This is a genomic window from Kineococcus sp. NPDC059986, from assembly GCF_040702905.1.
In the GTDB taxonomy this organism is placed as follows: Bacteria; Actinomycetota; Actinomycetes; order Actinomycetales; family Kineococcaceae; genus Kineococcus.
Genome location: NZ_JBFBND010000023.1, coordinates 33,536 through 60,341, shown reverse-complemented (window position 1 = coordinate 60,341; position 26,806 = coordinate 33,536). Strand labels below are relative to the sequence as shown.

The window sequence follows — 26,806 nt, the reverse complement described above, 5'->3', positions numbered from 1 at the left end:
CGGGGCAGTCGTCGGTGCCGCCCCTGGGACGACGAGGAGTAGTAGGGCGGTGTGCGCCAGGACGGCCACCGACTAGGATGCCCGCGTGACGAACACTGCCGACACCACCGCCGCTTCCGCCACGACCACTCGTCGGGTGGTCGTCGCGGAGGACGAGGCCATCATCCGTCTCGACATCGTCGAGATGCTCACCGAGGCCGGCTACGACGTCGTGGGTCAGGCCGGGGACGGCGAGCAGGCCGTCGCCCTCGCCGAGGAGCACAAGCCCGACCTCGTGGTCATGGACATCAAGATGCCCGTCCTGGACGGCATCTCCGCGGCGGAGCGCATCGCCAAGGCGCGCATCGCCCCCGTCGTGCTCCTCACCGCGTTCTCGCAGGCCGAACTCGTCGAGCGCGCCCGCGACGCCGGGGCGATGGCCTACGTCGTGAAGCCGTTCACGTCGGCCGACCTGCTGCCCGCCGTGGAGATCGCGGTGAGCCGCTACCAGCAGATCATGGCGCTCGAGGACGAGGTGGCCGACCTCGCCGACCGCTTCGAGACGCGCAAGCTCGTCGACCGCGCGAAGTCCAAGCTGCAGACCCAGTTCGGCATGACCGAACCCGAGGCGTTCCGCTGGATCCAGAAGACGTCGATGGACAAGCGCCTCACCATGCGCGAGGTCGCCAACACCGTCATCAGTGCGGGCGACGACCGCGGCTGACCCGGCCCCACCGCTCCGCGACGGCCCCGCACCCACGTCGGTGCGGGGCCGTCGTCGTCCCGGTGCGCTTCCGGAGCGTGCTGAGGCGGTCCATCTGCGCAGTTCAGAGGTTCTCCAGTGGCCGATCTGTGTAACGACCCGATGAAGTCGCGCACCGAATCCACCCGAACGCGCCGGACGCCCCCTAGTGTTCACCACGGCTCCACCGCTCCCGGGTGGCGCTGACGGGAACGCGCGCCGTGGCGCGTGGTCTCGTGCCCTCTCCTCCAGGAGGACAAGCCCAGTGCGCTCCATCGTCAAACTCGCGGCCCCCGCCGCGGCGGCCGCCCTCCTGCTCGCCGCGTGCGGCACCACCGGTGGGGACGACACGTCGTCGGGGTCGAGCGCCGGTTCGTCCGGCGGCAGCTGCCCGGACGGCATCAGCATCGGTTTCTTCGGTGCCCTCACCGGCCCGGACGCCAACCTCGGTGTGAACATCGACAACGGCGTGAAGCTCGCCGTCGACCAGCACAACCAGAAGTCCGGCGCGTGCCAGGTCAAGCTCGAGCCCTATGACTCGCAGGGCGACCAGAACCAGGCGCAGGGTCTGGCGCAGAAGGCCGCGAGCAACACGAAGCTGGTCGGCATCGTCGGCCCCGCGTTCTCCGGCGAGTCCAAGGTCGCCGACAAGGTCTTCGCAGACCCCGAGGTGAACCTGGTGCACATCACCCCCTCCGCCACGAACCCGTCGCTGGCCGAGAACGGGTGGAAGACGTTCTTCCGTGTCCTGGGCAACGACGCCACGCAGGGCCCGGCCGCCGCGAAGTTCATCACCGGCACGCTGAAGAAGCAGAAGGTCTACGTCGTCGACGACTCCTCCGAGTACGGCAAGGGTCTGGCGGACATCGTCCGCAAGGACCTCGGTGCGGCCGACGTCAAGGACAACACCGTCCAGAAGGGCCAGACGGACTTCTCCGCCGTCGTGGCCGACATCCGCGCCTCGGGGGCGGACGCGGTGTTCTTCGGCGGGTACTACGCCGAGGCCGGTCTGCTGGTCAAGCAGATGCGCGACGCGGGCCTGTCCAACGACCAGGTCGCCTTCATCAGCGACGACGGCGCCAAGGACGACGGCCTCGTCACGGCCGCCGGCACGGACGCCGCCAACGGCGCGTACCTGACCTGCCCGTGCCTGCCGCCGGACAAGGCCGAGGGTTCCTTCGTCGAGGACTACACCAAGGCGTACAACACGGCGCCGGCGACGTACTCGGCCGAGGGCTACGACGCCGCGAAGATCCTGCTCGACGGGATCTCCGAGGGCAAGGTCACCCGCGAGGACCTGCTGTCCTACGTCAAGACCTACGACAAGCCGGGCGTGACGAAGCAGCTGAAGTTCGACGACAAGGGCGAGCCGAGCTCGGTCAGCGTCTGGGCCTACAAGGTCGACGGCGGCAAGATCGTGGCCGACCAGGAGATCAACTCCTGACCCTCTGACGGCCCCATCCGCCCCCGGCGGGTGGGGCCGTCCCACGTCCCCTCCCCGTCAGTTCACCTCACACCGGGTGGTTCCCCTGTCCACGTTCCTCGACCTGACCTTCACGGGTCTGGTGATCGGCGCGATCTACGCCCTGTTCGCGCTCGGCTACACGCTTGTCTACGGCGTCCTACGGCTCATCAACTTCGCCCACTCCGAAGTCTTCATGTGGGGCAGCTTCGGTGCCGTCTGGGCCATGACGTTCCTCGGGTCCCGGCCGAACATGGCCTGGCCGGCGGCCGTCGGCCTCCTCCTCGTCGCCCTGGTCGTGGCCATGGCCGTCAGCGGTGGTGTAGCGCTCGTCGTGGAGCGCGTCGCCTACCGCCGCCTGCGGGAGAAGAAGGCGCCGCCCCTGGTGGCCCTCATCTCCGCGATCGGCGCCTCGTTCATGTTGTCCGAGCTCATGGGGCTGCGTGATCGAGTCGCCGGATGGGTGGGGCTCGACGGTGTGCTGGCCCCGTACCTCCGGCAGGCTCGTGAGAACACCGCCTTCGTCAACCCGTTGCCGAACGTGACGGTGCTGTCGGCCGGCGGGTTCGAGATCCGCAGCAACCAGCTCATCGTCCTCGTCGGCGCCGTCCTCATGATGATCGCGCTGGACCAGTTCGTGTCCCGGTCGCGGCTGGGGCGCGGGGTCCGCGCGGTGTCCCAGGACCCCGAGGCGGCAGCGCTCATGGGGGTCAACCAGAAGCAGGTCGTCCAGCTGACGTTCTTCATCGGCGGTCTCATGGCCGGTGCGGCGGCGGTCCTGTACCTCATCCACATCCCGGTGACCCGGTACAACGTCGGCTTCATCCTCGGGATCAAGGCGTTCACGGCGGCGGTCCTCGGCGGCATCGGGAACATTCGCGGCGCGCTCGTCGGCGGTCTCGTCCTGGGGCTCGTGGAGAACTACGCCACGTTGTTCGGGCTGGAGTCCTCCTGGAAGGACGTCGTGTCGTTCCTGCTGCTCGTCGTGGTCCTGCTGTTCCGCCCCACCGGCATCCTCGGTGAGTCCCTCGGGAAGGCCCGCGCATGAGCACCCACACCGCCACCACGAAGGCCCCGGCCCGCCGGTCCTTCGCCGACCGTTGGGTCGAGCTGCCCCGGCCGGTCCAGATCCTCGTCTGGGTCGCGATCGCCGTCTTCTTCTTCGTCCTGCCGCTGCTGAACCTGCCGATCGTCTCGACCCCGGACGCCGAGTTCGGGGCGGTGCTCGCCACCGTCGCCAACTACGCCCTCGTGGCCCTGGGCCTGAACATCGTGCTGGGGTACGCCGGCCTGCTGGACCTCGGGTACGTGGGGTTCTACGCGATCGGGGCCTACACGGTCGGCGTGTTCGGCTCCCTGCACGGCCAGGTGAACTGGTTCGTCCTCATCATCATGGCCGTCACGATCTCCACGGCCAGCGGTCTGCTGCTGGGGGCGCCCACGCTGCGTGTCCGTGGCGACTACCTCGCCATCGTCACGCTCGGGTTCGGCGAAATCATCCGCATCACCGCGCTGAACTCGGAGTGGCTGAACCAGGCGCGTGGCATCACCGGCATTCCGCGCCCGCCGTCCGCCGAGCTGTTCGGCCTACCCAGTCTCCTGTGGGACGGCGCGACGGCCAAGGTCGACCTCGGCGAGGGCGCGCGCTCGGTGTTCCTGAAGTTCGGACTGCTCGACGCGGTGCCCTACTACTGGCTCTCGCTCATCGTCATCATCATCGTGATCTTCGCGGACAAGCTGCTGCAGGCCAGCCGCGTCGGCCGGGCCTGGGAGGCGACGCGCGAAGACGAGGAGGCCGCCGAGCTCAACGGCGTCCCCACCTTCCGCTTCAAGCTGCTCGCGTTCGCCATGGGGGCGTTCGTCGGCGGGTTGTCCGGTGCGCTGTACGCCAGTCGCATCGGGGCGATCAACCCCGACTCGTTCATGATCCAACTGTCGATGATGTTCCTCGCCGCCGTCGTCATCGGCGGGCAGGGCAACCGCTGGGGTGCCATCGCCGGCGGTGTCGTCGTGGCCTACCTGCCGGAGCGGTTCCGAGACTTCGCGGACTTCCGCATCGTGGTCTTCGGGCTGCTCCTGCTGCTGCTGGCCAACTTCCGCCCGCAAGGGCTGCTGCCCCCGCGCCGTGCCCGGCGCGCCAAGCGCGCCGACGCCGTGACCAAGCGACTCGAAGGGACCGAGGAGGCCGCTCGTGCCTGAACTGACCGAGGGCACCGCGGCCGCCGCTCCCCGCGAGTTCGGCCCGCCCCTGCTGACCATGGAGAACGTCACCCTGCGGTTCGGTGGGGTCGTCGCGCTCAACGACGTCTCCTTCGACATCCGCCAGGGCGAGATCCTGGGGTTGATCGGTCCCAACGGGGCCGGGAAGACGACGTGCTTCAACGCCCTCACCGGCGTCTACCAGCCCACCGAGGGGCGGGTCGTCTTCGACGGCCAGCCGCTGGGGCGGCGGAAGCGCTACCAGATCAACCGGCTCGGCATCGCCCGCACGTTCCAGAACATCCGGTTGTTCGGCAACATGACGGCGCGCGAGAACGTGCTCGTCGGAGCGGACTCGCACCACCGGTCCGGGGTCGTGAACTCGCTGTTCCGGCTGCCGCGGCACCGGCGCGAGACCCGTGAGGGGCACGCGCTGGCCGAGGAACTGCTCGAGATGATGGAGCTGGGGCACCGCGGGGACGACCTGGCGCGCAACCTGTCCTACGGCGAGCAGCGCCGGCTCGAGATCGCCCGGGCACTGGCCACCAAGCCCAAGCTGCTGTGCCTGGACGAACCCGCCGCGGGGTTCAACCCCGTGGAGAAGCAGCGGCTCATGGACCTGATCCGCCGGGTCCGCGACCTCGGCAACACCGTCCTGCTCATCGAGCACGACATGCGCCTGGTCATGGGCGTCACCGACCGCATCGTGGTGCTGGAGTTCGGCAAGAAGATCGCCGAGGGCCTGCCCGCCGACATCCGCAACGACCCGGCCGTCATCGCCGCCTACCTCGGCGTCGACGACGACCAGCTCTCCGCAGAGGACGAGGAACTGTGAGCGCACCGGCACAGGCGGCCGAGCAGCTGGTTGTCACCGACCTGAGCGTCAACTACGGCCGGATCGAGGCCATCCGCAACGTCTCGTTCTCGGTGCCCCAGGGCGCGATCGCGACGCTGATCGGGGCCAACGGCGCGGGCAAGACGACGACGCTCAAGACGGTGTCCGGGCTGCGCACGGTCCGGACCGGCTCGATCGTGTTCGAGGGGGAGGACATCACCAAGGTCCCCTCGCACAAGCTCGTCACGCGCGGGCTGTGCCAGGCCCCCGAGGGCCGCGGGACCTTCGTGGGGATGACGGTCGAGGAGAACCTCGACATGGGCGCCTACACCCGCAAGGACCGCCGCACGGCGGCGTACAAGCAGGACCTGGACCGGGTCTTCACGCTGTTCCCGCGCCTCCTGGAGCGACGGACGCAGTTCGCCGGGACGATGTCGGGCGGCGAGCAGCAGATGCTCGCCATCGGCCGGGCCCTCATGAGCCGGCCCCGGGTGCTGCTGCTGGACGAGCCGTCCATGGGTCTCGCGCCCAAGCTCATCCAGCAGATCTTCTCGATCATCGTGGAGATCAACCAGCAGGGGACCACCGTCCTGCTGGTGGAGCAGAACGCCGCGCAGGCCCTGCGCATCTCCGACGTCGCCTACGTGCTGGAGACCGGCACCGTGGTGCGCTCCGGGACCGGCGCCGAGCTCGCCGCGGACGACTCCATCCGCGCCGCCTACCTCGGCGGCGACGTCTAGCGGCTCCCTCGACAGCCCGCTGGGGGGTCGTTGACGCGCAGCGCCGGTAGGTCCGGTGCGATGCGTCAGCGACCCCTCTGGCGTGGGGGCGAGAGGTGGCAGGCTGTGGAGCGTTCGCCACACCGAGTGAAGGTCACGATCCGATCGCGGTGGGATCTTCCGCCGGGGGCCACGGTGCCCTAGTGTCCGGCGCAGTCGCCCTCTCCTACGAGGGGACCACCGGAGCGGGGGCCCGGTCTGCTTCGTCGAGCGCACCGTGAGGTGCGCCGCGCGGAAGGGGATCCACCCGTGGCTCGTCCTGCAGTCGAAGTGCGCGACGCCGGTACCGCTGACGTCGACGTCCTCATGGAGCTGTACGCCTCCGCCCGCTTCGACCAGGCCCAGCTGCGCGCCTCCGTCGAGAGCGTCCGCGCCCGCCTCGTCCGCTCCCTGGCCAGCGGGGAGGTGCGGGTGCTCCTCGCCTTCTGCGGGGCCGAGCCGGCCGGGTACGCCCTCCTGACGACGTCCCCGCTGCTGCCGCTGGGCAACTGCGCCGGGCCGAGCATCGAGCACCTGCACGTCGTCCCGAGCCTGCGCCGTCGCGGCGTCGGCCGGGCCTTGCTGCGTCGCGCCGTGCACGTCGCCGAGAGCGAGGGCGCCGACCAGATCGCCTGCACGGTGCTCCCCGGCGACCGCGACTACACGCGCTACCTGGCCCGCCTCGGCTTCGCACCCGTCGTGGTCCGCCGCGCGGTCTCCCTGTCGGTCCTGCGCCGCCGGCTCTCCGACGGTCCGGCCGCCGCCGTCCACACGACCGACGTCGTCGCCCGGCGGCGGTCGCTGCGGGCCCGGCTCGCCCGCTCGGCGGAGGGCCTGAAGGTGCCGACCGCCAGCTGACGGACCGCTGGCGTGGGGTCGTGTCGGAGGGGCTGACTACCCTGACCGACGTGACCCCCGCCGCATCCCGCACGACCAGCCCGGCCCGCCCCACCGCCAAGAGGACCGCCGCGAAGTCCCCGGCGAAGGCCGCGCCGACGAAGCCGCGGCTGCTGCTCATCGACGGGCACTCGATGGCCTACCGGGCCTTCTACGCCCTGCCGGTGCAGAACTTCTCCACCACGACGGGCCAGCCGACGAACGCGGTGTACGGGTTCACGTCGATGCTCATCAACCTCCTGCGGGACGAGGAGCCGACGCACTTCGCCGTCACCTTCGACGTCTCCCGCGCCTCCTTCCGCACCGAGGTCTACGCCGAGTACAAGGGCACCCGGGCCAAGAGCCCGGACGAGTTCCGCGGGCAGGTCGACCTCGTCAAGGAGGTCCTGGCCGCGCTGCGCGTCCCCGTGGTGGAGGTCGAGGGGTACGAGGCCGACGACGTCATCGCGACCCTCACCGAACGCGCTGTGGCGCAGGGGTTCGAGGTGCTCATCTCGTCGGGGGACCGGGACGCCTTCCAGCTCGTGCGGCCCGAGGTCACGGTGCTGTACCCGGTCCGCGGGGTCTCCGAGCTGACGCGCATGACGCCCGAGGCCGTCGAGGAGAAGTACGGCGTCCCGCCGGAGCGCTACCCCGAACTGGCCGCCCTCGTCGGTGAGACGTCGGACAACCTCCCGGGCATCCCGGGGGTGGGTGCCAAGACGGCCGCGAAGTGGATCACCGCCTACGACGGCCTCGACGGGGTCATCGCCAACGCCGACCTGGTCAAGGGCAAGGCGGGGGAGAACCTGCGCGCCCACCTCGACGGCGTCATCCGCAACCGTCGCCTCAACGCGCTCGTCGGCGACCTCGCGCTGGACGTGGACGTGCCGGACCTCGTGCGTCGTGCCTGGGACCGCGAGGAGGTGCACACCGTCTTCGACGGCCTGGAGTTCCGCGTCCTGCGCGACCGGCTCTTCGCGACCCTCGAGTCCGCCGAACCGGAGGCCGAGGAGGGGTTCGGCGTCGACGGTGCCGTCCTGCTCGCCGGGGAGGTCGGACCGTGGCTGACCGAGCACGCGGGGGGTCGCACCGGGCTGCACGTCCAGGGCGAGTGGGGTCGGGGGACGGGTGAGGTGACCGGCCTCGCGCTGGCCGGCGCCGACGGCGTCGCGGCCTGGATCGACCCCGTGACGCTCGAACCGGCCGACGAGCAGGCGCTGGCGGCGTGGCTGGCCGACGCCGACCGCCCCAAGGTCGCGCACGACGTCAAGGGTCCCTCGCACGCGCTGCGCGCCCGCGGCTGGGACCTCGCGGGGGTCGTCTTCGACACCGCCCTGGCGGCCTACCTGTGCCGGCCCGACCAGCGCAGCTACGACCTGGCCGACCTCGCGGTCCGGCACCTCAAGCGCGAACTGCGCGCGGAGGGTTCCGGTCCGGTCCAACCGGAGGAGCCGGCGGACGAGCAGCTGACCCTCGACGGCGGCGACGGCCCGGTCGGCGGTGACCAGCAGGCGCGCGCCGAGGAGGGCATGGTCCGGGCCCTGGCCACCACCGAGCTCGCCGGCGTCCTCGCCACCGAGCTGGAGGAGCGAGGCGGTACCCGGCTGCTGGCCGAGGTCGAATTGCCGCTGGTCGGCGTCCTGGCGCGGCAGGAACGCGTCGGCGTGGCCGTCGACACCGGTCTGCTCGGCGACCTCGAGCAGCACTTCGCCGACCGGGTCGCGCAGGCGCAGGCCCAGGCGTACGAGGTCATCGGCACCGAGATCAACCTCGGATCGCCCAAGCAGCTGCAGACCGTCCTGTTCGAGCAGCTGGAGATGCCGAAGACCAAGCGCACCAAGACGGGCTACACGACCGACGCCGACGCCCTCGCCGCGCTCTTCGTCAAGACCGAGCACCCGTTCCTGGCCCACCTCCTGGAGCACCGCGACGCCTCGCGGCTGCGCCAGACGGTCGAGGGGCTGCAGAAGTCCGTGGCCGACGACGGCCGCATCCACACGACCTACCAGCAGATGATCGCGGCGACGGGCCGGCTCAGCTCGACCGACCCGAACCTGCAGAACATCCCGATCCGCACTGAGGAGGGCCGCCGCATCCGCGAGGCCTTCGTCGTCGGCCCGGGCAGCGCCGACGGGGGCTACGAGTGCCTCCTGACGGCCGACTACTCCCAGATCGAGATGCGGATCATGGCGCACCTGTCGGGGGACGAGGGCCTCATCGCGGCCTTCCACTCCGGTGAGGACCTGCACCGGTTCGTCGGCAGTCGCGTCTTCGGCGTGGCCCCCGCGGACGTGACGTCCGAGATGCGGGCCAAGATCAAGGCGATGTCCTACGGCCTCGCGTACGGCCTGTCGGCGTTCGGGTTGTCGAACCAGCTGAAGATCTCGACCGAGGAGGCCAAGGGCCTCATGGACGAGTACTTCGAGCGGTTCGGCGGCGTGCGCGACTACCTGCGCGGTGTCGTCGACGAGGCCCGGCGGACGGGCTGGACCGAGACGATCCTCGGCCGGCGCCGCTACCTGCCCGACCTCGCCAGCGACAACCGGCAGCGCCGCGAGATGGCCGAGCGGATGGCGCTCAACGCCCCCATCCAGGGCAGTGCCGCCGACATCATCAAGGTCGCGATGCTCGACCTCGACCGCGGCCTGCGCGAGTCCGGCCTGCGCTCGCGCCTGCTGCTGCAGGTCCACGACGAGCTCGTGCTCGAGGTGGCCGACGGCGAGCGCGAACCGCTGGAGCAGCTGGTGCGCTCGACGATGGCCGGGGCGGCCGACCTCGCCGTGCCGCTCGACGTCTCCGTCGGGGTCGGGCGGTCCTGGCACGAGGCGGGCCACTGATGGGCGCCCCCGAGGGCGGGTCGGTCAGGGGACCGGCCTCCTACTTCCCCTCGATCGAGCGGACCTACGGCCGGCCGGTGGCGGAGTGGCAGGCCCTCCTGCGGGAGCACCGCGTCCGGCACCCGGGCGTGCGGCACTCCGAGCAGGTGGCGTGGCTGAAGACCGAGCACGGCCTCGGTCACGGCCACGCGAACGCCCTCGTCGCCGCGACGCGGGCCGAGGACGACGGCTGAGGGGACCGGACCGCCGTCAGGCGCGGTCGGCGACGAGCACGAGCGTGCCGGGGACCAGTTCCCCGCGCAGCCGGCTCCAGCCGCCCCACACGGCGTCGCCGGACTGCCACTCCGGTTCGACGAGGTCGCGCACGACGAGACCCGCGCCGACCAGCAGGCGCACCCAGTCCCCGACGGTGCGGTGGTGCTCGGCGTAGGTGACGGTCCCGTGCTCGTCGGCCTCGACGTAGGCGTTGCGGTCGAAGTAGGAGTGCGTGACCGTCAGCCCCTCCGGACCGGGCACGTCCGGCAGCGCCCACCGGACGGGGTGCGGCACGCTCGCCGCGAACCGGCCGCCCGGGCGCAGGACGCGGGCGGCCTCGGCCAGGACGCGTCCCGCGTCGGCGACGAACGGCAGCGCCCCGTAGGACGTGAACACGACGTCGAAGGCGGCGTCCGGGAACGGCAGCACCCGGGCGTCGCACTGGACGAGCGGCACCCCCGCCGCGCGGGCCGGTCCGGCGCCCTCGCGCAGCATCCCGAGCGACAGGTCGGTCGCCACGACGCGGGCGCCGTGGGCGGCCACCCAGCGCGCGCACTGCGCGGCCCCGGCCCCGACCTCCAGGACGTCACGGCCGGCCAGGTCGCCCAGCAGCCGGGCCTCGGCCTCCCGCAGGCCGTCCGGTCCCCACACCAGGTCCGAGCCCGGACGGGCGTCGCCCAGGAAGGCGCCGTGCTCCCGGTGGTACTCCGGGGCCTCGGCGTCCCACCAGGACCGTTGCGCCGCAACGGTCTCCACGGCTCCGACGGCGCGGCGGCCGACGCTCGGCTGGGGGGTCTGGTCCGGGTCCACGCGGTGATCCTGTCAGTCGCGCCGGGCCGGGGCCGGGGGTGCTTTGCCCGTCCCGGGCCTCCCCGGTAGTCTTGGACAGCGCGCGTCCAGTGGTCCCACCGGTGTTCCTCCCGGAGCTCGAAGGTCCCGAGGCCGCGCGTGACGGCCGGGAACCCCCGGACGTGCACCTACGACTGTCCCTGACGGAGCCCCTACCTCCATGACGACCACCACGACCGCGCCGGCGGGCACCACTCCTCAGATCGCGATCAACGACATCGGATCGGCTGAGGACTTCCTTGCCGCGGTCGACGCGACCATCAAGTACTTCAACGACGGTGACATCGTCTCCGGCACCATCGTGAAGGTCGACCGTGACGAGGTCCTCCTCGACATCGGTTACAAGACCGAGGGCGTCATCCCCTCGCGCGAGCTCTCGATCAAGCACGACGTCGACCCCAACGAGGTCGTGGGCGTCGGCGACGAGGTCGAGGCCCTGGTCCTCCAGAAGGAGGACAAGGAAGGCCGCCTGATCCTGTCCAAGAAGCGCGCTCAGTACGAGCGCGCCTGGGGCACGATCGAGGCCAAGAAGGAAGCCGACGAGGTCGTCGAGGGCACCGTCATCGAGGTCGTCAAGGGTGGGCTCATCCTCGACATCGGCCTCCGTGGCTTCCTGCCCGCGTCGCTGGTCGAGATGCGTCGCGTCCGCGACCTGCAGCCGTACGTGGGCCAGAAGATCGAAGCCAAGATCATCGAGCTGGACAAGAACCGCAACAACGTGGTCCTGTCCCGCCGTGCCTGGCTCGAGCAGACCCAGTCCGCGGTCCGCCAGAACTTCCTCACGACCCTGCAGAAGGGTCAGGTCCGTTCCGGCGTCGTCTCCTCGATCGTCAACTTCGGTGCGTTCGTGGACCTCGGCGGCGTCGACGGCCTGGTGCACGTCTCCGAACTGTCCTGGAAGCACATCGACCACCCCTCCGAGGTCGTCGAGGTCGGCCAGGAGGTCACGGTCGAGGTCCTGGACGTCGACATGGACCGCGAGCGCGTGTCCCTGTCGCTCAAGGCGACCCAGGAAGACCCGTGGCAGCAGTTCGCCCGGACCCACGCGATCGGTCAGGTCGTGCCGGGCAAGGTCACCAAGCTCGTCCCGTTCGGTGCGTTCGTGCGCGTCGACGACGGCATCGAGGGCCTGGTCCACATCTCCGAGCTGGCCGAGCGCCACGTCGAGGTGCCGGAGCAGGTCGTCCAGGTCAACAGCGACATCTTCGTCAAGGTCATCGACATCGACCTCGAGCGTCGTCGGATCTCGCTGTCGCTGAAGCAGGCCACCGAGTCCCTCGCCGCCGCCGGCGAAGAGTTCGACCCGTCGCTCTACGGCATGGCCGCGGACTACGACGAGCAGGGGAACTACAAGTACCCCGAGGGCTTCGACCCCGAGACGAACGAGTGGCTCGAGGGCTACGAGTCCCAGCGCGAGGAGTGGGAAGGGCAGTACGCCCTCGCCCACGAGCGCTGGGAGCAGCACAAGAAGCAGGTCGCCGAGGCCGCCGAGGCCGAGGCGAAGGCCGAAGCCGAGGGTGTCACCACGACGACCTCGAGCAGCAGCAGCAGCTCGTCCTCGAGCAGCAGCAGCAGCTCGTCGGCTCCGTCGTCCTACACCTCGGAGGCCCCCGAGGCCGCGGGTACGCTCGCGTCCGACGAGGCTCTCGCCGCTCTGCGCGAGAAGCTGACCGGCGGCAACTGAGGCTGACCGCCCCAGAGCTCCGCTGAGCTGACGCGAAGGCCCCGACCGGTTCCCCGGTCGGGGCCTTCGTGCGTCCACTGCGCGGTGCGGTCCACCGCAGGGGGTGGTGGGTCGCTCAGCGCAGGACGGGTGGGGGAGCGGTGCTGGACCGCACGACGAGCTGGGGGCTGACGCTGCCCGCTTCGACGACGCGGTCCCGCAGCCGCCCCAGCAGCACGCGCACGCACCGCCGGCCGATCTCGGCGAAGTCCTGGTGCACCGTCGTCAGGGGAGGCGCGTAGTAGGCGGCCTCGGGCACGTCGTCGAAGCCGACGACGGACACGTCGTCCGGGACGCGCAACCCCTTGCCCGCCAATGCGCTCAGGGCGCCGACGGCCATGGCGTCGTTGGCCGCGAAGAGGGCGGTGACCTCCTCCAGCGGCAACTGCAGGAGAGCCGCGTGGCCCGAGGCGGCGCTCCAGTCGCCGCGCACGGGGCGGGGCACGACGCGCATCCGCTCCACGAGAGCCGTGCGCCAGCCGGTGGACCGGGCACGGGACTCGGCCCAGTCGGTCGGACCGCCGAGGTGGTGGACGGTCCGGTGCCCGAGGTCGAGCAGGTGCTCGGTCGCGGCACGCGCCGCGGCGACCTCGGCCCAGTAGGCGTCGGCGACTCCGGCCCCGTCGAGGCCGGGGGCCAGCACGCACGGGAAGGCCGCGTCGACCGCGCTCACCGCGTCCTGGGCCTCGTCCTCGGGCACGACGGCGATCGCCCCGTCGACGAACTGCGCGCGCAGGTCCTCGAGGGCCTCCTGGACGCTGGACGTCGTGAGCTCGGGGAGCATGACGAGGGAGACGGAGTACCCCGTGGCCCGGGCCGCCTCCTGGATCCCCTGCAGGGTCATGGCCGCCCCGTAGAGGGCGGGGTTGGCGGCGACGACGCCGATGCGGTGCGAACGCTTCGTGACGAGCGTGCGGGCGGCGACGTTCGGGCGGTACCCGACCTCGGCGATCGCCGCCTCGACGCGTTCGCGGGTGCGCCGCGCCACCGACGGGCTGCCGCGCACCACGCGGGACACGGTCTGCTGGGACACGCCGGCCAGTTGCGCGACGTCGGCCAGGACCGGGACGCGCGCTTCCGCGTCGGGGCTGCTGCCCCGCTCGTCGCGGTCGGCGGACATGGGAGTCCCACTTCCTGCAGGCCTGCCCTCGGCGGCGAGGACGGGCGGTGGACGGGTGGCGAGGGAGCGTCGCACCGTCCTCGCGCCAGCAGAGTAACCCAGGAACCCGAGGGCACAGCCGCCTGCGCGCAACCTGGGTGCAACCGGGTGATCCGCTTGACGGCCCCGATTGGCAACGCTAACAATGGGGACATCCGATCGACCTGCTGGTGGCCGACGAGACGAGGAAGCTCGACTCCCACCTGCCAGGAACCGCGCCACCACGGCGCACATCCCCATCCCGACGCGGCCGGACGCCGCGCGGGTTCACGAGGTACAGAGGAGTCCCGCCGTGATGAAACGCCGCAGTGCCCTTGCCGTCTTCGGTGCCGGCCTGGCCCTGACCCTCGCCGCCTGCGGCGGTGGCGGCGCCGGAACCGGTGCCGACGGGGCCAGCAGCAGCGCTCCCGCCGACAAGGGTGACATCACCGTCGGTGTCGCGATGCCGACCCAGACGTCCGAGCGCTGGATCGCGGACGGCAAGAACGTCAAGGAGGGTCTGGAGAAGGCCGGCTACAAGGTCGACCTCCAGTACGCCAACGACGACATCCCGACCCAGTCGCAGCAGATCGACCAGATGATCACCAAGGGCGACAAGGTCCTCATCGTCGCGGCGATCGACGGCACCGCGCTCTCGAGCCAGCTGTCCTCCGCGGCCTCGGCCGGCATCAAGGTCATCTCCTACGACCGCCTCATCCGCGGTTCGAAGGACGTCGACTTCTACGTCTCGTTCGACAACTACAAGGTCGGTGTGCAGCAGGGCACCTCGCTGCTGACCGGTCTCGGCCTGAAGAACGCCGACGGTTCCGAGGGCACCGCCACCGGTCCGTTCAACGTCGAGCTGTTCGCCGGTTCGTTGGACGACAACAACGCCCAGTTCTTCTGGAACGGCGCGTACGACACGCTCAAGCCGTACATCGACTCCGGCAAGCTCAAGGTCAAGTCCGGCCAGACGAAGATCGACCAGGCCGCCATCCTGCGCTGGCAGCAGGAGACCGCGCAGAAGCGCATGGAGGACCTGCTCACCTCCGCGTACAACGACGGCAGCAAGGTCGACGGCGTCCTGTCGCCCTACGACGGCATCTCCCGCGGCATCATCACCGCGCTGCAGAACGCCGGGTACGGCGGTTCGGGCACCAAGATGCCGGTCATCACCGGTCAGGACGCCGAGATCGCCTCCGTCAAGCTCATCAACGACGGCGTGCAGTACTCGACGATCTTCAAGGACACCCGCAAGCTCGCCGACCAGGCCGTCGTCGCGGCGACCGCGCTGGTCGAGGGCAAGGAGCCCGAGGCCAACGACACCAAGACGTACAACAACGGCGTGAAGGTCGTGCCGTCGTACCTCCTGGAGTCGCAGGTCGTCACGAAGGACAACGTCAAGAGCGCCCTCGTCGACACCGGCTACTACACGCAGGCCGAGGTCGACGCCGGCAAGGCCAGCTGACCTCTTCCCCGTCCCCGCCCCGGGTCCTCACGGACCCGGGGCGGGGTTCGTGCGGTCCAGCGAGAAACTCCCGAACACGACGAGGGACGACGGTTCACCGATGACCGAGAACACCCGTACCACGCGCTCCGAGAACATCCTCGAGATGCGCTCCATCACCAAGACGTTCCCGGGGGTCAAGGCCCTGTCCGAGGTCTCCCTGTCGGTCCGTCGTGGTGAGGTCCACGCGATCTGCGGGGAGAACGGCGCCGGGAAGTCGACCCTCATGAAGGTCCTGTCCGGGGTGTACCCGCACGGGACCTACGAGGGCGAGATCCACTTCGACGGCAAGCTCTCGACGTTCTCCGGCATCACGGACAGCGAGAAGGCCGGGATCGCCATCATCCACCAGGAGCTGGCGCTCGTCCCGTACCTGTCGGTGGCCGAGAACCTCTTCCTGGGCAACGAGATCAAGGGTCGCGGCGGTCTCATCGACTGGAACCGCACCAACGGCGAGGCCTCCAAGCTCCTGCAGCGCGTGGGGCTGGCGGAGAACCCGACCACGCCCATCGGCACCCTCGGTGTCGGCAAGCAGCAGCTCGTCGAGATCGCCAAGGCGCTCAGCAAGGACGTCAAGCTCCTCATCCTCGACGAGCCCACGGCCGCGCTGAACGACAACGACTCGGCGCACCTGCTCGACCTGCTCCGCCAGCTGCGCGACGAGGGCATGACGAGCATCATGATCTCGCACAAGCTCAACGAGATCGAGGCCATCTCCGACTCGGTGACCATCATCCGCGACGGTCGCACCATCGAAACCCTCGACATGCGCGCCGACGCCGTCACCGAGGACCGCATCATCCGCGGCATGGTCGGTCGCGACCTCGACAGCCGCTACCCCGAGCGCGAGTCGAACCCGGGCGAGGAGATCCTGCGCATCGAGGACTGGACCGTGGGTCACGCGACCCAGGACCGCCTCGTCGTCGACGGCGCGTCGCTGAGCGTCCGCGCGGGCGAGGTCGTCGGCATCGCCGGCCTCATGGGCGCCGGGCGCACCGAACTGGCCATGAGCGTGTTCGGCCGCAGCTACGGCCGCTACCTCGGCGGGAAGCTGTACCTGCACGGCAAGCAGGTCCAGGCCCGGTCCGTGCGCGAGGCCATCAAGAACGGTCTCGCCTACGCGACCGAGGACCGCAAGAAGTTCGGCCTGAACCTCATCGACGACATCAAGCGCAACGTCTCCGCGGCCGCGCTCGACAAGCTCGCCTCCGGCGGTTTCGTCGACGCGAACGAGGAGATCAAGGTCGCCGAGGACAGCAAGCGGAGCATGAACATCAAGGCTCCGACCGTCAGCGCGCTGACCGGGAAGCTGTCCGGCGGGAACCAGCAGAAGGTCGTCCTGTCGAAGTGGATCTTCTCCGACCCCGAGGTCCTCATCCTCGACGAGCCGACGCGCGGCATCGACGTCGGTGCGAAGTACGAGATCTACACGATCATCAACCGACTGGTGGCGGCCGGGAAGGCCGTCATCGTCATCTCCTCCGAACTCCCCGAGCTGCTCGGGATCTGCGACCGCATCTACACGCTGTCGGCCGGGCGCATCACCGGCCAGTTGCCGATCGCCGAGGCGAGCCAGGAGAGCCTCATGGTCCTCATGACCAAGGCGGGCAGCGTCACCGTCGCGCCCGACCCCCACCCGACCGACGAACTCACCCCGCAGGAGCGCACCGCATGAGCGGCAGCACGCTGACCAAGGACAGCAAACCCGTGCCGACGCCGAAGACCGGCAGCGCGAACCCCTTCGTCGCGATCACCCAGAACCTGCGCGAGAGCGGCATCTACATCGCGTTCGTCGTGGTGGTGGTGTTCTTCGCGATCTTCACCGACGGGCTGTCCCTCAGCCCGGGCAACATCACGAACATCGTCCTGCAGTACTCCTACGTGCTGGTGCTCGCCATCGGCATGCTCATCGTCATCGTGGCCGGCCACATCGACCTGTCGGTCGGGTCCGTCGTCGCCCTGACGGGGGCCGTGTCCGCGCAGCTCGTCATCGGTTCGAACCAGCCGTGGTGGGTCGGCCTCCTCGCCGCCCTCGGCGTCGGCGTCGTGATCGGTGTGTGGCAGGGCTTCTGGGTCGCCGTCGTCGGCATCCCGGCGTTCATCGTGACCCTCGCCGGCATGCTGCTGTTCCGCGGTCTGACGTTCTTCGTCCTGAACAACGTCTCGCTGTCGCCGTTCCCGGAGCAGTACACGAAGGTCGCGACCGGGTTCAGCAACGGCCTCATGGGCGGCAACGGGTACGACGCGTTCACGCTGCTCGTCGCGGCCCTGGCCGTCGTCGCCTTCGCCGTGGCCCAGGTCCGCACCCGCGTCGCCAAGGTGCGCTACCAGCAGGTCGTCGACGCGCTGCCGCTGTTCGTCCTGAAGATCGTCGGCGTCGGCGTGGTCGTCATGGCCTTCGCGTGGCAGCTGGCCCACAGCCGCGGTCTGCCGATCGTCCTCATCATCCTGGCCGTGCTCATCCTGGCCTACTCCACGGTCATGAAGTCCTCCGTCTTCGGGCGCCAGGTCTACGCGATCGGCGGCAACCTCGCCGCGGCCCAGCTCTCCGGCGTGAACGTCCGCCTGGTGAACTTCTGGATCTTCGTCAACATGGGCTTCCTCGCCGCCGTCGCGGGGGTCATCTTCTCCTCCCGCTCCAACGGGGCCCAGCCCAGCGCCGGCACGAGCTTCGAGCTCGACGCCATCGCCGCCGCCTTCATTGGTGGTGCGGCCGTCACCGGTGGTGTCGGCAAGATCCAGGGCGCGATGATCGGTGGTCTGCTCGTCGGCGTCATCTCCAACGGGATGCAGCTGCTCGGTGTCGACCAGTCGCTCCAGCAGGTCATCAAGGGCCTCGTCCTGCTCCTCGCGGTCGCCTTCGACGTCTTCAACAAGCGTCGCAGCGGCGTCCGCTGACGCACTGCACCACCCGCAGGGCCCGTCCGGTTCACCGGGCGGGCCCTGCGTGCGTCCGGCACTAAGGTCGTCCGCGTGCTGCGCGTGGGGCTGACCGGCGGGATCGGGGCGGGCAAGTCGACGGTGTCGCGGCTGCTGGTGGGTCTCGGGGCCGTGCTCGTCGACGCGGACGTCCTCGCGCGGGAGGTCGTCGCGCCCGGGACCCCGGGACTGGAAGCCGTCGCCGCGGAGTTCGGCCCCGGTGTCCTCGCCCCCGACGGGTCGCTGGACCGACCGGCCCTGGGGCGGGTGGTCTTCGGCGACGACGACCGCCGGGCCGCGCTGAACGCGATCGTCCACCCCCTCGTCGCGGTCCGGCGGGCGGAGCTGGCCGCTGCCGCACCCGACGACGCCGTGGTCGTGGAGGACGTGCCCCTGCTCGTGGAGACCGGGGCCGCCCCGACGTACCCGCTCGTCGTGGTCGTCGACGCCGACGCCGCCGAACGGGAGCGCCGGCTCGTCACCGACCGCGGGATGGACGTCGAGCAGGCGCGGGCGCGCATCGCCGCCCAGGCCGGGGACGAGGAGCGCCGGGCCGCGGCCGACGTGCTGCTGCCGAACCCTCGCCAGGAGGCGGGCGCCCCGGACCCGCTGCCCGGGCGCGTCGAGCGGTTGTGGCGCGCGCGGCTCGTGCCCTTCGAGGAGGGCTTGCGCACGGGTCGGCCCGGCCCGGTGCCGGCGGGGTCGCCCACGGCGGCCGACCGGGAGCGTGTGCTGCACCGCCTCGCACGGGCGGGCGGTCCCGCTGCGGTGATCGCGGAGGAGCGTTGGCCGCTGGGGGTCTTCGTGTCCCGCGAGGACGGGCTGGCGGCCGTGGGGTACGTCCGCGCAGGTCAGGGGGTGTGGGCGAGCGCCGACCCGGGGTGCGCGGTGCGGGCCCTCGTGACCCCGGGGATGTTCGGGGCGGCTGGTGTCCTAGGTCCGACCTAGTCTTCCCCCATGCGGCCGACGACAGACCTCCAGCGCCGGGTGGCCCCCTTCGAGGTGGTCTCCGAGTACACCCCCTCGGGGGACCAGCCCACCGCCATCGCCGAGCTCGCGCGGCGGGTGAACGCGGGCGAGCAGGACGTCGTGCTGCTCGGGGCGACGGGCACGGGGAAGTCGGCGACGACGGCCTGGCTCATCGAGCAGGTGCAGCGACCCACCCTCGTCATGGCCCCCAACAAGACGCTCGCGGCGCAGCTGGCCAACGAGTTCCGCGAGCTGCTGCCCAACAACGCCGTCGAGTACTTCGTCTCGTACTACGACTACTACCAGCCCGAGGCGTACGTGCCGCAGTCGGACACGTACATCGAGAAGGACTCCTCGGTCAACGACGAGGTCGAGCGGCTGCGGCACTCCGCGACGAACTCGCTGCTGACCCGCCGGGACGTCATCGTGGTCGCCACGGTCTCGTGCATCTACGGTCTCGGGACCCCGCAGGAGTACGTCGACCGCATGGTGACGCTGAAGGTCGGCGACACCATCGAGCGCGACGAACTGCTGCGCAAGTTCATCGTGGAGCAGTACACCCGCAACGACCTGGCCTTCACCCGCGGCACCTTCCGCGTCCGCGGTGACACCGTCGAGATCATCCCGCAGTACGAGGAGCACGCGCTGCGGATCGAGTTCTTCGGCGACGAGATCGACAAGCTCTACACGCTCAACCCGCTGACGGGGGAGGTGCTGCGCGAGGAGGAGCTCGTCTACGTCTTCCCCGCCTCGCACTACGTCGCCGGCCCCGAGCGCCTCGAACGCGCCATCGGCACCATCGAGGCCGAGCTGACCGAGCGGCTGGCCGAGCTGGAGCAGCAGGGCAAGCTGCTGGAGGCGCAGCGGCTGCGGATGCGCACGACGTACGACATCGAGATGCTCCGCCAGGTCGGGTCGTGCTCGGGGGTGGAGAACTACTCCCGCCACCTCGACGGACGCGGGCCCGGGTCGGCGTCGAACACGCTGCTGGACTACTTCCCCGAGGACTTCCTCCTCGTCATCGACGAGTCGCACGTGACCGTCCCGCAGATCGGCGCGATGTACGAGGGCGACATGTCCCGCAAGCGGACCCTCGTCGACTTCGGGTTCCGGCTGCCGAGCGCCATGGACAACCGTCCGCTGCGCTGGGAGGAGTTCCTCGAGCGCACCGGGCAGACGGTCTACCTGTCGGCCACTCCGGGTGACTACGAGCTGTCCCGCGGCAAGGGCGTCGTCGAGCAGATCATCCGCCCGACGGGCCTCATCGACCCCGAGGTCGTCGTCAAACCGACCAAGGGCCAGATCGACGACCTGCTGCACGAGATCTCGCTGCGGACGGCCAAGGACGAGCGCATCCTCGTCACCACGCTGACGAAGAAGATGGCCGAGGACCTCACGGACTACTTCCTGGAGCAGGGGGTCCGGGTGCGGTACCTGCACTCCGAGGTCGACACCCTGCGCCGCGTCGAACTGCTGCGCGAGCTGCGCCAGGGCGAGTACGACGTCCTCGTCGGCATCAACCTGCTGCGCGAGGGCCTGGACCTCCCCGAGGTCTCCCTCGTCGCGATCCTCGACGCCGACAAGGAGGGGTTCCTCCGGTCCGCGAAGTCGCTCATCCAGACGATCGGCCGCGCGGCCCGCAACGTCTCCGGCCAGGTCCACATGTACGCCGACCGCATCACCCCCTCGATGGCCGAGGCGATCGAGGAGACGAACCGGCGTCGCGAGAAGCAGATCGCCTACAACACCGAACGCGGTGTCGACCCCATGCCGCTGCGCAAGAAGATCGCCGACATCACCGACCTCATCGCCCGCGAGGACGCCGACACCGCCGAACTGCTGGCTGCGGCCAAGGGCGGGGGACAGGGGGGCAGCGGCCGGTCGCAGTCGCGCGGCAAGGCCCCCACACCCGGCAAGGGCGCGAAGGGCAAGAACGTCGGCCGGGAGGTCGGGCCGGAGGCGAAGGCCGGGATGCCGCAGGCCGACCTGGCGGACCTCATCCAGGAGCTCACCGACCAGATGCACTCCGCCGCGGCCGAGCTGCAGTTCGAGCTGGCGGCGCGGCTGCGTGACGAGGTGGGCGACCTGAAGAAGGAGCTGCGCGGGATGCGGGCGGCGCAGGGGGCCTAGGCAGGGTGCTTAGGTCGGGGGTCCAGGCGGGGGCTGGTCGGGGGTCGGCTGCTGCACCGTGAGGTGCAGCAGCAGTCCGCCGGCGCGCCTGCCCGTCGCGCGGGTCGTGACGAGGGCGTACCGGTGGGGGCCCGTGCGTCCGTGCAGGACGAAGACGGTGCGCCGCTCGTCCCGGTCCTCCAGCTCCCACCAGCCGGTGTCGGCCACCGTCTTGGTGGCGTCCTCGTAGGTCAGGTGGTCCAGGTCGTGGTCCGGGACGGCGACGGCCAGCCGGTTGCGGGACGTCGTCGTCGGCAGGCCCTTGGGCAGCGCCCAGGACCGCAGGACGCCGTCCTCGGCCAGCCGCAGGTCGTGGTGGGGGCGGGGGAGCCGGTGGTCGTGCAGGACGAACGGGGGCCGGCCGTCCCCTCCAGACCAGCCGGCACCCGACGACGCCACCTCCGGCACCCCCTGGGGCGCGTTCGGACCCGTCAGGGCCGCCCGGGGGCGGGCGACGCGGGGGCGGGCGGGACGGGGGAGACGCTGCCCGTGTCCTGCAAGTGGGTCAGCAGCACGGTGCTGATCTCCCGCAGCTGCTGCTGCTGCTCGACGCTGAGGCGGTCGAAGAGCGTGCTCCGCACCGTCTCCACGTGCCCGGGGGCCGCCGCCGCGAGCGCGGCCACGCCCTCGTCGGTGAGCACGGCCAGGTACCCGCGCCCGTCCGTCGGGCAGGCCTCCCGGCGGATCCAGCCGCGTTCCTCCATGCGGGCCACGGCGTGGGACACCCGGCTGCGCGAGGAGAGCGAGGACTCGGCGAGCTCGCTCATGCGCAGCGACCGCCCGGGCGCCTCGGAGAGGCGGACGAGCATCTCGTAGTACGTCAGGAGGATCCCGGAGTCCCGCTGGAGCTGTCGGTCGAACCGGTCGAGCAGCAGTTGCGTGGCCGACAGGAACGTCCGCCAGGTCACCTGCTCGTCGTCGTCGAGCCAGCGCGCCTGCGCCCCCTCGGCCCTCTCGGTGTCGTCGCCGGCCCCCGACGGGTCCGAGCCGACCAGCTCGATCCGGGCGGGTGTCGCGTCGGGCGCAGCGGAGTGCGTGTCCTGCAGGGCGGATGCGGGTGGAGCCATGTACCGAGGGTAAGCACCACGCTCAACTACCTCTGTCCGCCGAACGGTGGACGCCGCCCCGTGCAGTCCTCACGGGCGGTCCCGGTCCGGGGCCCCGCAGCTCGCCCGGAGGCTCGTGTCGGAGGTGACGCCTAGGGTTGCCCCGTGGCATCCCGGACCCCCTCGAAGACTGCAAGCACCTCGAAGACCGCCAACCCCTCGACCGGGCGCACCCCCGAGCAGCCCGTGCCCGCCCAGGGCGGTGGCACCCGCCGGGGCAGGACGGCCGCCAGCGCCGCGGCGCGGTCGGTGACGAGCGCCCGGGCGGCGGGCGACCGTCTCGTCGTCCGCGGTGCCCGCGAGCACAACCTCAAGAACGTCTCGGTCGACCTGCCCCGGGACAGCCTCGTCGTCTTCACGGGCCTGTCCGGGTCCGGCAAGAGCTCGCTGGCCTTCGACACGATCTTCGCCGAGGGGCAGCGCCGCTACGTCGAGTCGCTGTCGGCGTACGCGCGCCAGTTCCTCGGCCAGATGGACAAGCCGGACGTCGACTTCATCGAGGGCCTGTCGCCGGCCGTCTCGATCGACCAGAAGTCGACCTCGCGCAACCCGCGCTCGACGGTCGGCACCATCACCGAGGTTTACGACTACCTCCGCCTCCTCTTCGCCCGGGCCGGGACGCCGCACTGCCCCGTCTGCGGTGAAGCGGTGGGCCGGCAGACGCCCCAGCAGATCGTCGACCAGCTGCTGGAGATGCCCGACGGGACGCGCTTCCAGGTGCTGGCGCCCGTCGTGCGCGAACGCAAGGGCGAGTACGCCGAGCTCTTCCGCGAGCTGCAGGCCAAGGGGTTCGCCCGCGCCCGGGTCGACGGCGAGGTCGTCCCGCTCGACAACCCGCCGACGCTGCAGAAGCGGCTCAAGCACACCATCGAGGTCGTCGTGGACCGCCTCGTCGTCAAGGACGGCGTCAAGCGGCGCCTCACGGACTCGGTCGAGACGGCCCTGCAGCTGTCCTCCGGGCTGCTCGTGGCCGACCTCGTCGACGCCGAGGGTCCGGAGGGGGAGCGCCGCTTCTCCGAGAAGATGGCCTGCCCGAACGAGCACCCGCTCGAGCTGGACGAGGTCGAACCCCGGTCCTTCTCCTTCAACTCCCCGTTCGGGGCGTGCCCGGAGTGCACCGGCATCGGGACGCAGATGGAGGTGGACCCCGAGCTCGTCGTGCCGAACGAGGACCTCTCGCTCCAGGAGGGCGCCATCGCGCCCTGGACGGCCGGGTCGGCCGACTACTTCGAACGCCTCGTCACGGCGCTCGCCGACGACCTGTCGTTCTCGGTGACGACGCCGTGGCGCGCGCTGCCCAAGCGCGCCAAGGACGCCCTGCTGTACGGCAAGGACCACCAGGTCCACGTCCGCTACAAGAACCGCTGGGGCCGCGAGCGCTCGTACTCCACGGGCTTCGAGGGCGTCGTGGAGTTCGTCAAGCGCCGTCACGCCGAGACCGACTCGGACTCCTCGAAGGAGCGCTACGAGGGGTACATGCGCGAGACGCCGTGCCCCGTCTGCCAGGGCGCCCGCCTCAAGCCGACCTCGCTCGCGGTGAAGATCGCCGGGCACTCGATCTCGGACATCTGCGCGATGCCGATCGACGAGTGCTCCCGCTTCCTCGACACCATGCAGCTGTCCCCGCGGGCCAAGAAGATCGCCGGGCAGGTCCTGAAGGAGATCCAGGCGCGCCTGGGCTTCCTGCTCGACGTCGGCCTGGACTACCTGTCGCTGTCCCGGCCCTCGGGCACGCTGTCGGGCGGGGAGGCCCAGCGGATCCGGCTCGCGACCCAGATCGGTTCGGGGCTCGTCGGGGTGCTGTACGTCTTGGACGAACCCTCCATCGGGCTGCACCAGCGCGACAACCGGCGCCTCATCGACACCCTCACGCGGCTGCGCGACCTCGGGAACACGCTCATCGTCGTCGAGCACGACGAGGACACCGTGCGGGTCGCCGACTGGATCGTCGACTTCGGCCCGGGGGCGGGGGAGCGCGGCGGCGAGGTCGTCCACTCCGGCGACCTCGAGGGCCTGCTGGCGAACCCGAAGTCGCTGACGGGCCAGTACCTGTCCGGGGCCCGGGCCATCGAGGTCCCCACCGAACGCCGCCCCTCGGACGGTCGCACGCTCGTCGTCACCGGCGCCCGGCAGAACAACCTCAAGGACGTCACCGTCGAGTTCCCGCTCGGGCAGCTCGTCGCCGTGACGGGGGTGTCGGGCTCGGGGAAGTCGACGCTCGTCAACGACATCCTCTACACGGTGCTGGCGAACAAGCTCAACGGTGCCCGCCGGGTGCCGGGCCGGCACAAGTCGGTCGAGGGCCTCGAGCACCTCGACAAGGTCGTGCACGTCGACCAGAGCCCCATCGGCCGCACCCCGCGGTCCAACCCGGCGACGTACACGGGCGTCTTCGACCACATCCGCAAGCTCTTCGCCTCCGCCCCGGAGTCGAAGCTGCGCGGCTACCAGCCGGGCCGCTTCTCCTTCAACATCAAGGGCGGTCGCTGCGAGGCGTGCGCGGGCGACGGCACGCTGAAGATCGAGATGAACTTCCTGCCGGACGTCTACGTCCCCTGCGAGGTCTGCCACGGGGCCCGGTACAACCGGGAGACGCTCGAGGTGCACTTCAAGGGCAAGACGATCGCCGAGGTCCTCGACATGCCCATCGAGGAGGCCGCCGACTTCTTCGCCGCCGTCCCGGCCATCTCGCGGTTCATGACGACGCTCACGGAGGTCGGGCTCGGCTACGTCCGGCTCGGGCAGCCCGCCACGACCCTGTCCGGCGGCGAGGCCCAGCGCGTGAAGCTGGCGTCGGAACTGCAGCGCCGGTCCAACGGCCGCACGGTCTACGTCCTCGACGAGCCGACGACGGGGCTGCACTTCGAGGACATCCGCAAGCTGCTCGGCGTCCTGCAGGGCCTGGTCGACAAGGGCAACAGCGTCCTGGTCATCGAGCACAACCTCGACGTCATCAAGTCCGCCGACTGGCTCGTGGACATGGGCCCCGAGGGCGGCAACGGCGGTGGCACCGTCGTCTGCACCGGGACCCCGGAGGAGGTGGCGGCCGATCCGGCCAGCTACACCGGCCAGTTCCTCGCCGAGATCCTCAAGACGACGACCGCGTCGGCGGGCACGCGCCGCCGCCGCGCCCGGGCGAGCTGACCCGGGGCGGCTGACCCGGGGGTCAGAACGGGGCGACGAGCTTGACGACCGACTCCACCACGACCCGGCTGGCCGAGCCGTCCCCGTAGGGGCACGGCACGGCCCGCAGCCGGGCCGGGTCGGCCGCCAGCGCACGGTGGACGGCGCCGGCCAGGCGCAGCCCCCCGGGGACGAGCGCGCCGAAGGTGCCGAGCACCTCGGGGCGTTCGGTCGACCGGCGCACGAGCAGCAGGGGCCGCTTGAGGACGGAGGCCTCCTCCGCCGCCCCGTCCGCGTCCGAGACGAGGACGGCAGCCCGGTGCTGCACGACGGCGGCCTGGACGGCGTCCAGCGGGGGCAGCACGGTGCACCGGTCGAGGAGGGCCCCACCGCCGAGCTCGCGCCACCGCGCCGCCGTCGCGGGGACGGCCGGGACGACCACCGCCACCCCGGCCTCGAGGAGCGCGGCCACCTCCCCGAGCAGCTGCGTCAGCAGCGCCGGCTGCCCCGTGTGCTCGGGACGGTCCACCGCCAGCAGGACGTACCGGGCGGGCAGGCCGAGGCCTTCGGCGACGGCGTCCTGGGTGGCGTCGTCGGGCAGGAGACGGTGCAGCGCCTCCACGACGGGGTCGCCGGTCAGCAGGATCCGCTCGTCGGCGACCCCCTCCGCGCGCAGCGCGGCCACGGCGGTCGCCGTGGGGGCGCAGCACAGGTCCGCCAGGCCGTCCACGACCCGCCGGTGGTGCTCCTCCGGGGACCGGCGGTCGTGGGCGCGCAGGCCCGCGCCGAGGTGCACGAGGTGCAGCCCGGCGGCGTTGGCGGCCAGCGCCGCCGCGAGGGCCGCCGTGCCGCCGCCGTGCACGAGCACCGCCGAGGGCCGGTGCCGCGCGAACGTCTCGTCGAGCGCGCCGACGAGGGCGCCGAGCTCCTGGCCCCGGGAGGTCCCCGGGGTACCGCTCTCGGGGGCACCGGTCCCCGGTGCGCGGCTCGCGGCGTGGACGGGCACGTCGACGGTCGCGCCGTCGGTGCCGGGGCGGATGCCGTCGGCCGGGTCCTGAGCTGCCGCGCCCGTGCGCACGAGCAGCCCCGCCGCGCCGAGCCGGTGCACCACCTCCGCCGTCCGCACCACGTCGAGACGGTCGCCCACGACGACCGCCACGGGTCCGGGCGCACCCTCGCCGACGGGGAAGCCGAGGGGGCGGCGCAGCACGCGCGGGACGTTCCCCGGGGCCGGCGCGGAGGGGGTGAGCGTCGGGGAGACCACGCGCGGACGCTAGGACAGCGGGCGGCGCGGCGCCGGGGTGACGCGGCCGGCCGTGGGCCGTCCGGGGGCCGGGTTCACCCGCCCCCCGCACAC

General features: G+C 71.2%; 21 protein-coding genes. 16 read left to right on the top strand and 5 right to left on the bottom strand.

The window, feature by feature from the left end; translation table 11 throughout:
- The first annotated feature begins 85 nt into the window (after positions 1-85).
- The 9 genes from AB0637_RS16925 to AB0637_RS16885 all read left to right on the top strand — a co-directional run bounded on the left by AB0637_RS16925 (position 86) and on the right by AB0637_RS16885 (position 9,924).
- On the top strand, positions 86-703 hold the full coding sequence (locus AB0637_RS16925) for a response regulator (protein ID WP_366173675.1): 618 nt from the start codon (positions 86-88) through the stop codon (positions 701-703).
- Positions 704-986: 283 nt separating this feature from the next.
- Entirely contained in the window at positions 987-2,165 is a 1,179-nt protein-coding gene (locus AB0637_RS16920) for a branched-chain amino acid ABC transporter substrate-binding protein (RefSeq protein ID WP_366173674.1), read from the top strand.
- Positions 2,166-2,241: 76 nt separating this feature from the next.
- Positions 2,242-3,231, top strand: coding sequence for a branched-chain amino acid ABC transporter permease (locus tag AB0637_RS16915; protein ID WP_366173673.1), 990 nt, complete (start codon positions 2,242-2,244; stop codon positions 3,229-3,231).
- Positions 3,228-4,382 (top strand): branched-chain amino acid ABC transporter permease, encoded by a 1,155-nt coding sequence (locus AB0637_RS16910; protein ID WP_366173672.1) that lies wholly within the window; start codon positions 3,228-3,230, stop codon positions 4,380-4,382. The genes AB0637_RS16915 and AB0637_RS16910 overlap by 4 nt, the downstream gene beginning before the upstream one ends.
- Positions 4,375-5,217 (top strand): ABC transporter ATP-binding protein, encoded by an 843-nt coding sequence (locus AB0637_RS16905; RefSeq protein WP_366173671.1) that lies wholly within the window; start codon positions 4,375-4,377, stop codon positions 5,215-5,217. Before AB0637_RS16910 ends, AB0637_RS16905 begins: the two co-directional genes overlap by 8 nt.
- Complete coding sequence (locus AB0637_RS16900) at positions 5,214-5,957, top strand: ABC transporter ATP-binding protein (protein ID WP_366173670.1); 744 nt, start codon at positions 5,214-5,216, stop codon at positions 5,955-5,957. Before AB0637_RS16905 ends, AB0637_RS16900 begins: the two co-directional genes overlap by 4 nt.
- Positions 5,958-6,245: 288 nt before the next feature.
- A complete protein-coding gene (locus tag AB0637_RS16895) occupies positions 6,246-6,833 on the top strand; it encodes a GNAT family N-acetyltransferase (RefSeq protein WP_366173668.1) in 588 nt (195 codons plus the stop codon).
- A gap of 50 nt (positions 6,834-6,883) precedes the next feature.
- On the top strand, positions 6,884-9,691 hold the full coding sequence (polA, locus tag AB0637_RS16890; protein ID WP_366173667.1) for a DNA polymerase I: 2,808 nt from the start codon (positions 6,884-6,886) through the stop codon (positions 9,689-9,691).
- On the top strand, positions 9,691-9,924 hold the full coding sequence (locus AB0637_RS16885) for a DUF4287 domain-containing protein (protein ID WP_366173666.1): 234 nt from the start codon (positions 9,691-9,693) through the stop codon (positions 9,922-9,924). The genes polA and AB0637_RS16885 overlap by 1 nt, the downstream gene beginning before the upstream one ends.
- A 16-nt stretch (positions 9,925-9,940) precedes the next feature.
- On the opposite strand, the gene AB0637_RS16880 is transcribed toward AB0637_RS16885, so the two are convergent.
- A complete protein-coding gene (locus AB0637_RS16880; RefSeq protein WP_366173665.1) occupies positions 9,941-10,756 on the bottom strand; it encodes a class I SAM-dependent methyltransferase in 816 nt (271 codons plus the stop codon).
- Positions 10,757-10,955: 199 nt separating this feature from the next.
- On the opposite strand from AB0637_RS16880, the gene rpsA reads away from it, so the two are divergent.
- On the top strand, positions 10,956-12,479 hold the full coding sequence (gene rpsA, locus AB0637_RS16875; RefSeq protein WP_366173663.1) for a 30S ribosomal protein S1: 1,524 nt from the start codon (positions 10,956-10,958) through the stop codon (positions 12,477-12,479).
- A 115-nt stretch (positions 12,480-12,594) separates the two neighbouring features.
- Here rpsA and AB0637_RS16870 read toward each other — a convergent pair whose 3' ends face one another.
- Positions 12,595-13,638 carry a LacI family DNA-binding transcriptional regulator gene (locus AB0637_RS16870; protein ID WP_366173662.1) on the bottom strand — a complete coding sequence of 348 codons (1,044 nt, stop codon included), beginning with the start codon at positions 13,636-13,638 and terminating at the stop codon, positions 12,595-12,597.
- A 334-nt stretch (positions 13,639-13,972) separates the two neighbouring features.
- Here AB0637_RS16870 and chvE point away from each other — a divergent pair, with 334 nt between their 5' ends.
- The 5 genes from chvE to uvrB all read left to right on the top strand — a co-directional run bounded on the left by chvE (position 13,973) and on the right by uvrB (position 21,181).
- Positions 13,973-15,124 (top strand): multiple monosaccharide ABC transporter substrate-binding protein, encoded by a 1,152-nt coding sequence (gene chvE, locus AB0637_RS16865; RefSeq protein ID WP_366173661.1) that lies wholly within the window; start codon positions 13,973-13,975, stop codon positions 15,122-15,124.
- A gap of 100 nt (positions 15,125-15,224) precedes the next feature.
- On the top strand, positions 15,225-16,838 hold the full coding sequence (gene mmsA / locus AB0637_RS16860) for a multiple monosaccharide ABC transporter ATP-binding protein (RefSeq protein WP_366173660.1): 1,614 nt from the start codon (positions 15,225-15,227) through the stop codon (positions 16,836-16,838).
- Entirely contained in the window at positions 16,835-18,061 is a 1,227-nt protein-coding gene (mmsB, locus tag AB0637_RS16855; RefSeq protein WP_366173659.1) for a multiple monosaccharide ABC transporter permease, read from the top strand. The genes mmsA and mmsB overlap by 4 nt, the downstream gene beginning before the upstream one ends.
- 75 nt (positions 18,062-18,136) lie before the next feature.
- The gene (coaE, locus tag AB0637_RS16850) at positions 18,137-19,030 is read left to right on the top strand and encodes a dephospho-CoA kinase (protein ID WP_366173658.1); all 894 of its coding nucleotides are present in this window, start codon (positions 18,137-18,139) and stop codon (positions 19,028-19,030) included.
- A 9-nt stretch (positions 19,031-19,039) separates the two neighbouring features.
- On the top strand, positions 19,040-21,181 hold the full coding sequence (gene uvrB / locus AB0637_RS16845) for an excinuclease ABC subunit UvrB (protein ID WP_366173657.1): 2,142 nt from the start codon (positions 19,040-19,042) through the stop codon (positions 21,179-21,181).
- A gap of 9 nt (positions 21,182-21,190) precedes the next feature.
- Here the strand turns inward: uvrB and AB0637_RS16840 are convergent, their stop codons facing one another.
- A complete protein-coding gene (locus AB0637_RS16840) occupies positions 21,191-21,619 on the bottom strand; it encodes a DNA polymerase ligase N-terminal domain-containing protein (RefSeq protein ID WP_366173656.1) in 429 nt (142 codons plus the stop codon).
- 32 nt (positions 21,620-21,651) lie between these two features.
- A complete protein-coding gene (locus AB0637_RS16835; protein WP_366173710.1) occupies positions 21,652-22,128 on the bottom strand; it encodes a MarR family transcriptional regulator in 477 nt (158 codons plus the stop codon).
- Between the two features lie 447 nt (positions 22,129-22,575).
- Between AB0637_RS16835 and uvrA the strand changes: the two genes are divergently transcribed.
- Positions 22,576-25,470 (top strand): excinuclease ABC subunit UvrA, encoded by a 2,895-nt coding sequence (gene uvrA / locus AB0637_RS16830; RefSeq protein WP_366173709.1) that lies wholly within the window; start codon positions 22,576-22,578, stop codon positions 25,468-25,470.
- A 22-nt stretch (positions 25,471-25,492) separates the two neighbouring features.
- On the opposite strand, the gene AB0637_RS16825 is transcribed toward uvrA, so the two are convergent.
- Positions 25,493-26,713, bottom strand: coding sequence for a UDP-N-acetylglucosamine 2-epimerase (locus tag AB0637_RS16825; RefSeq protein WP_366173655.1), 1,221 nt, complete (start codon positions 26,711-26,713; stop codon positions 25,493-25,495).
- Between the last annotated feature and the right edge of the window lie 93 nt (positions 26,714-26,806).

Coding starts and splice junctions, on each gene's coding strand:
- AB0637_RS16885 (WP_366173666.1), top strand. CDS start 9,691: ATGGGCGCCCCCGAGGGCGGGTCGGTCAGGGGACCGGCCTCCTACTTC.
- chvE (WP_366173661.1), top strand. CDS start 13,973: ATGAAACGCCGCAGTGCCCTTGCCGTCTTCGGTGCCGGCCTGGCCCTG.
- uvrB (WP_366173657.1), top strand. CDS start 19,040: ATGCGGCCGACGACAGACCTCCAGCGCCGGGTGGCCCCCTTCGAGGTG.
- mmsB (WP_366173659.1), top strand. CDS start 16,835: ATGAGCGGCAGCACGCTGACCAAGGACAGCAAACCCGTGCCGACGCCG.
- rpsA (WP_366173663.1), top strand. CDS start 10,956: ATGACGACCACCACGACCGCGCCGGCGGGCACCACTCCTCAGATCGCG.
- AB0637_RS16910 (WP_366173672.1), top strand. CDS start 3,228: ATGAGCACCCACACCGCCACCACGAAGGCCCCGGCCCGCCGGTCCTTC.
- mmsA (WP_366173660.1), top strand. CDS start 15,225: ATGACCGAGAACACCCGTACCACGCGCTCCGAGAACATCCTCGAGATG.
- AB0637_RS16870 (WP_366173662.1), bottom strand. CDS start 13,638: ATGTCCGCCGACCGCGACGAGCGGGGCAGCAGCCCCGACGCGGAAGCG.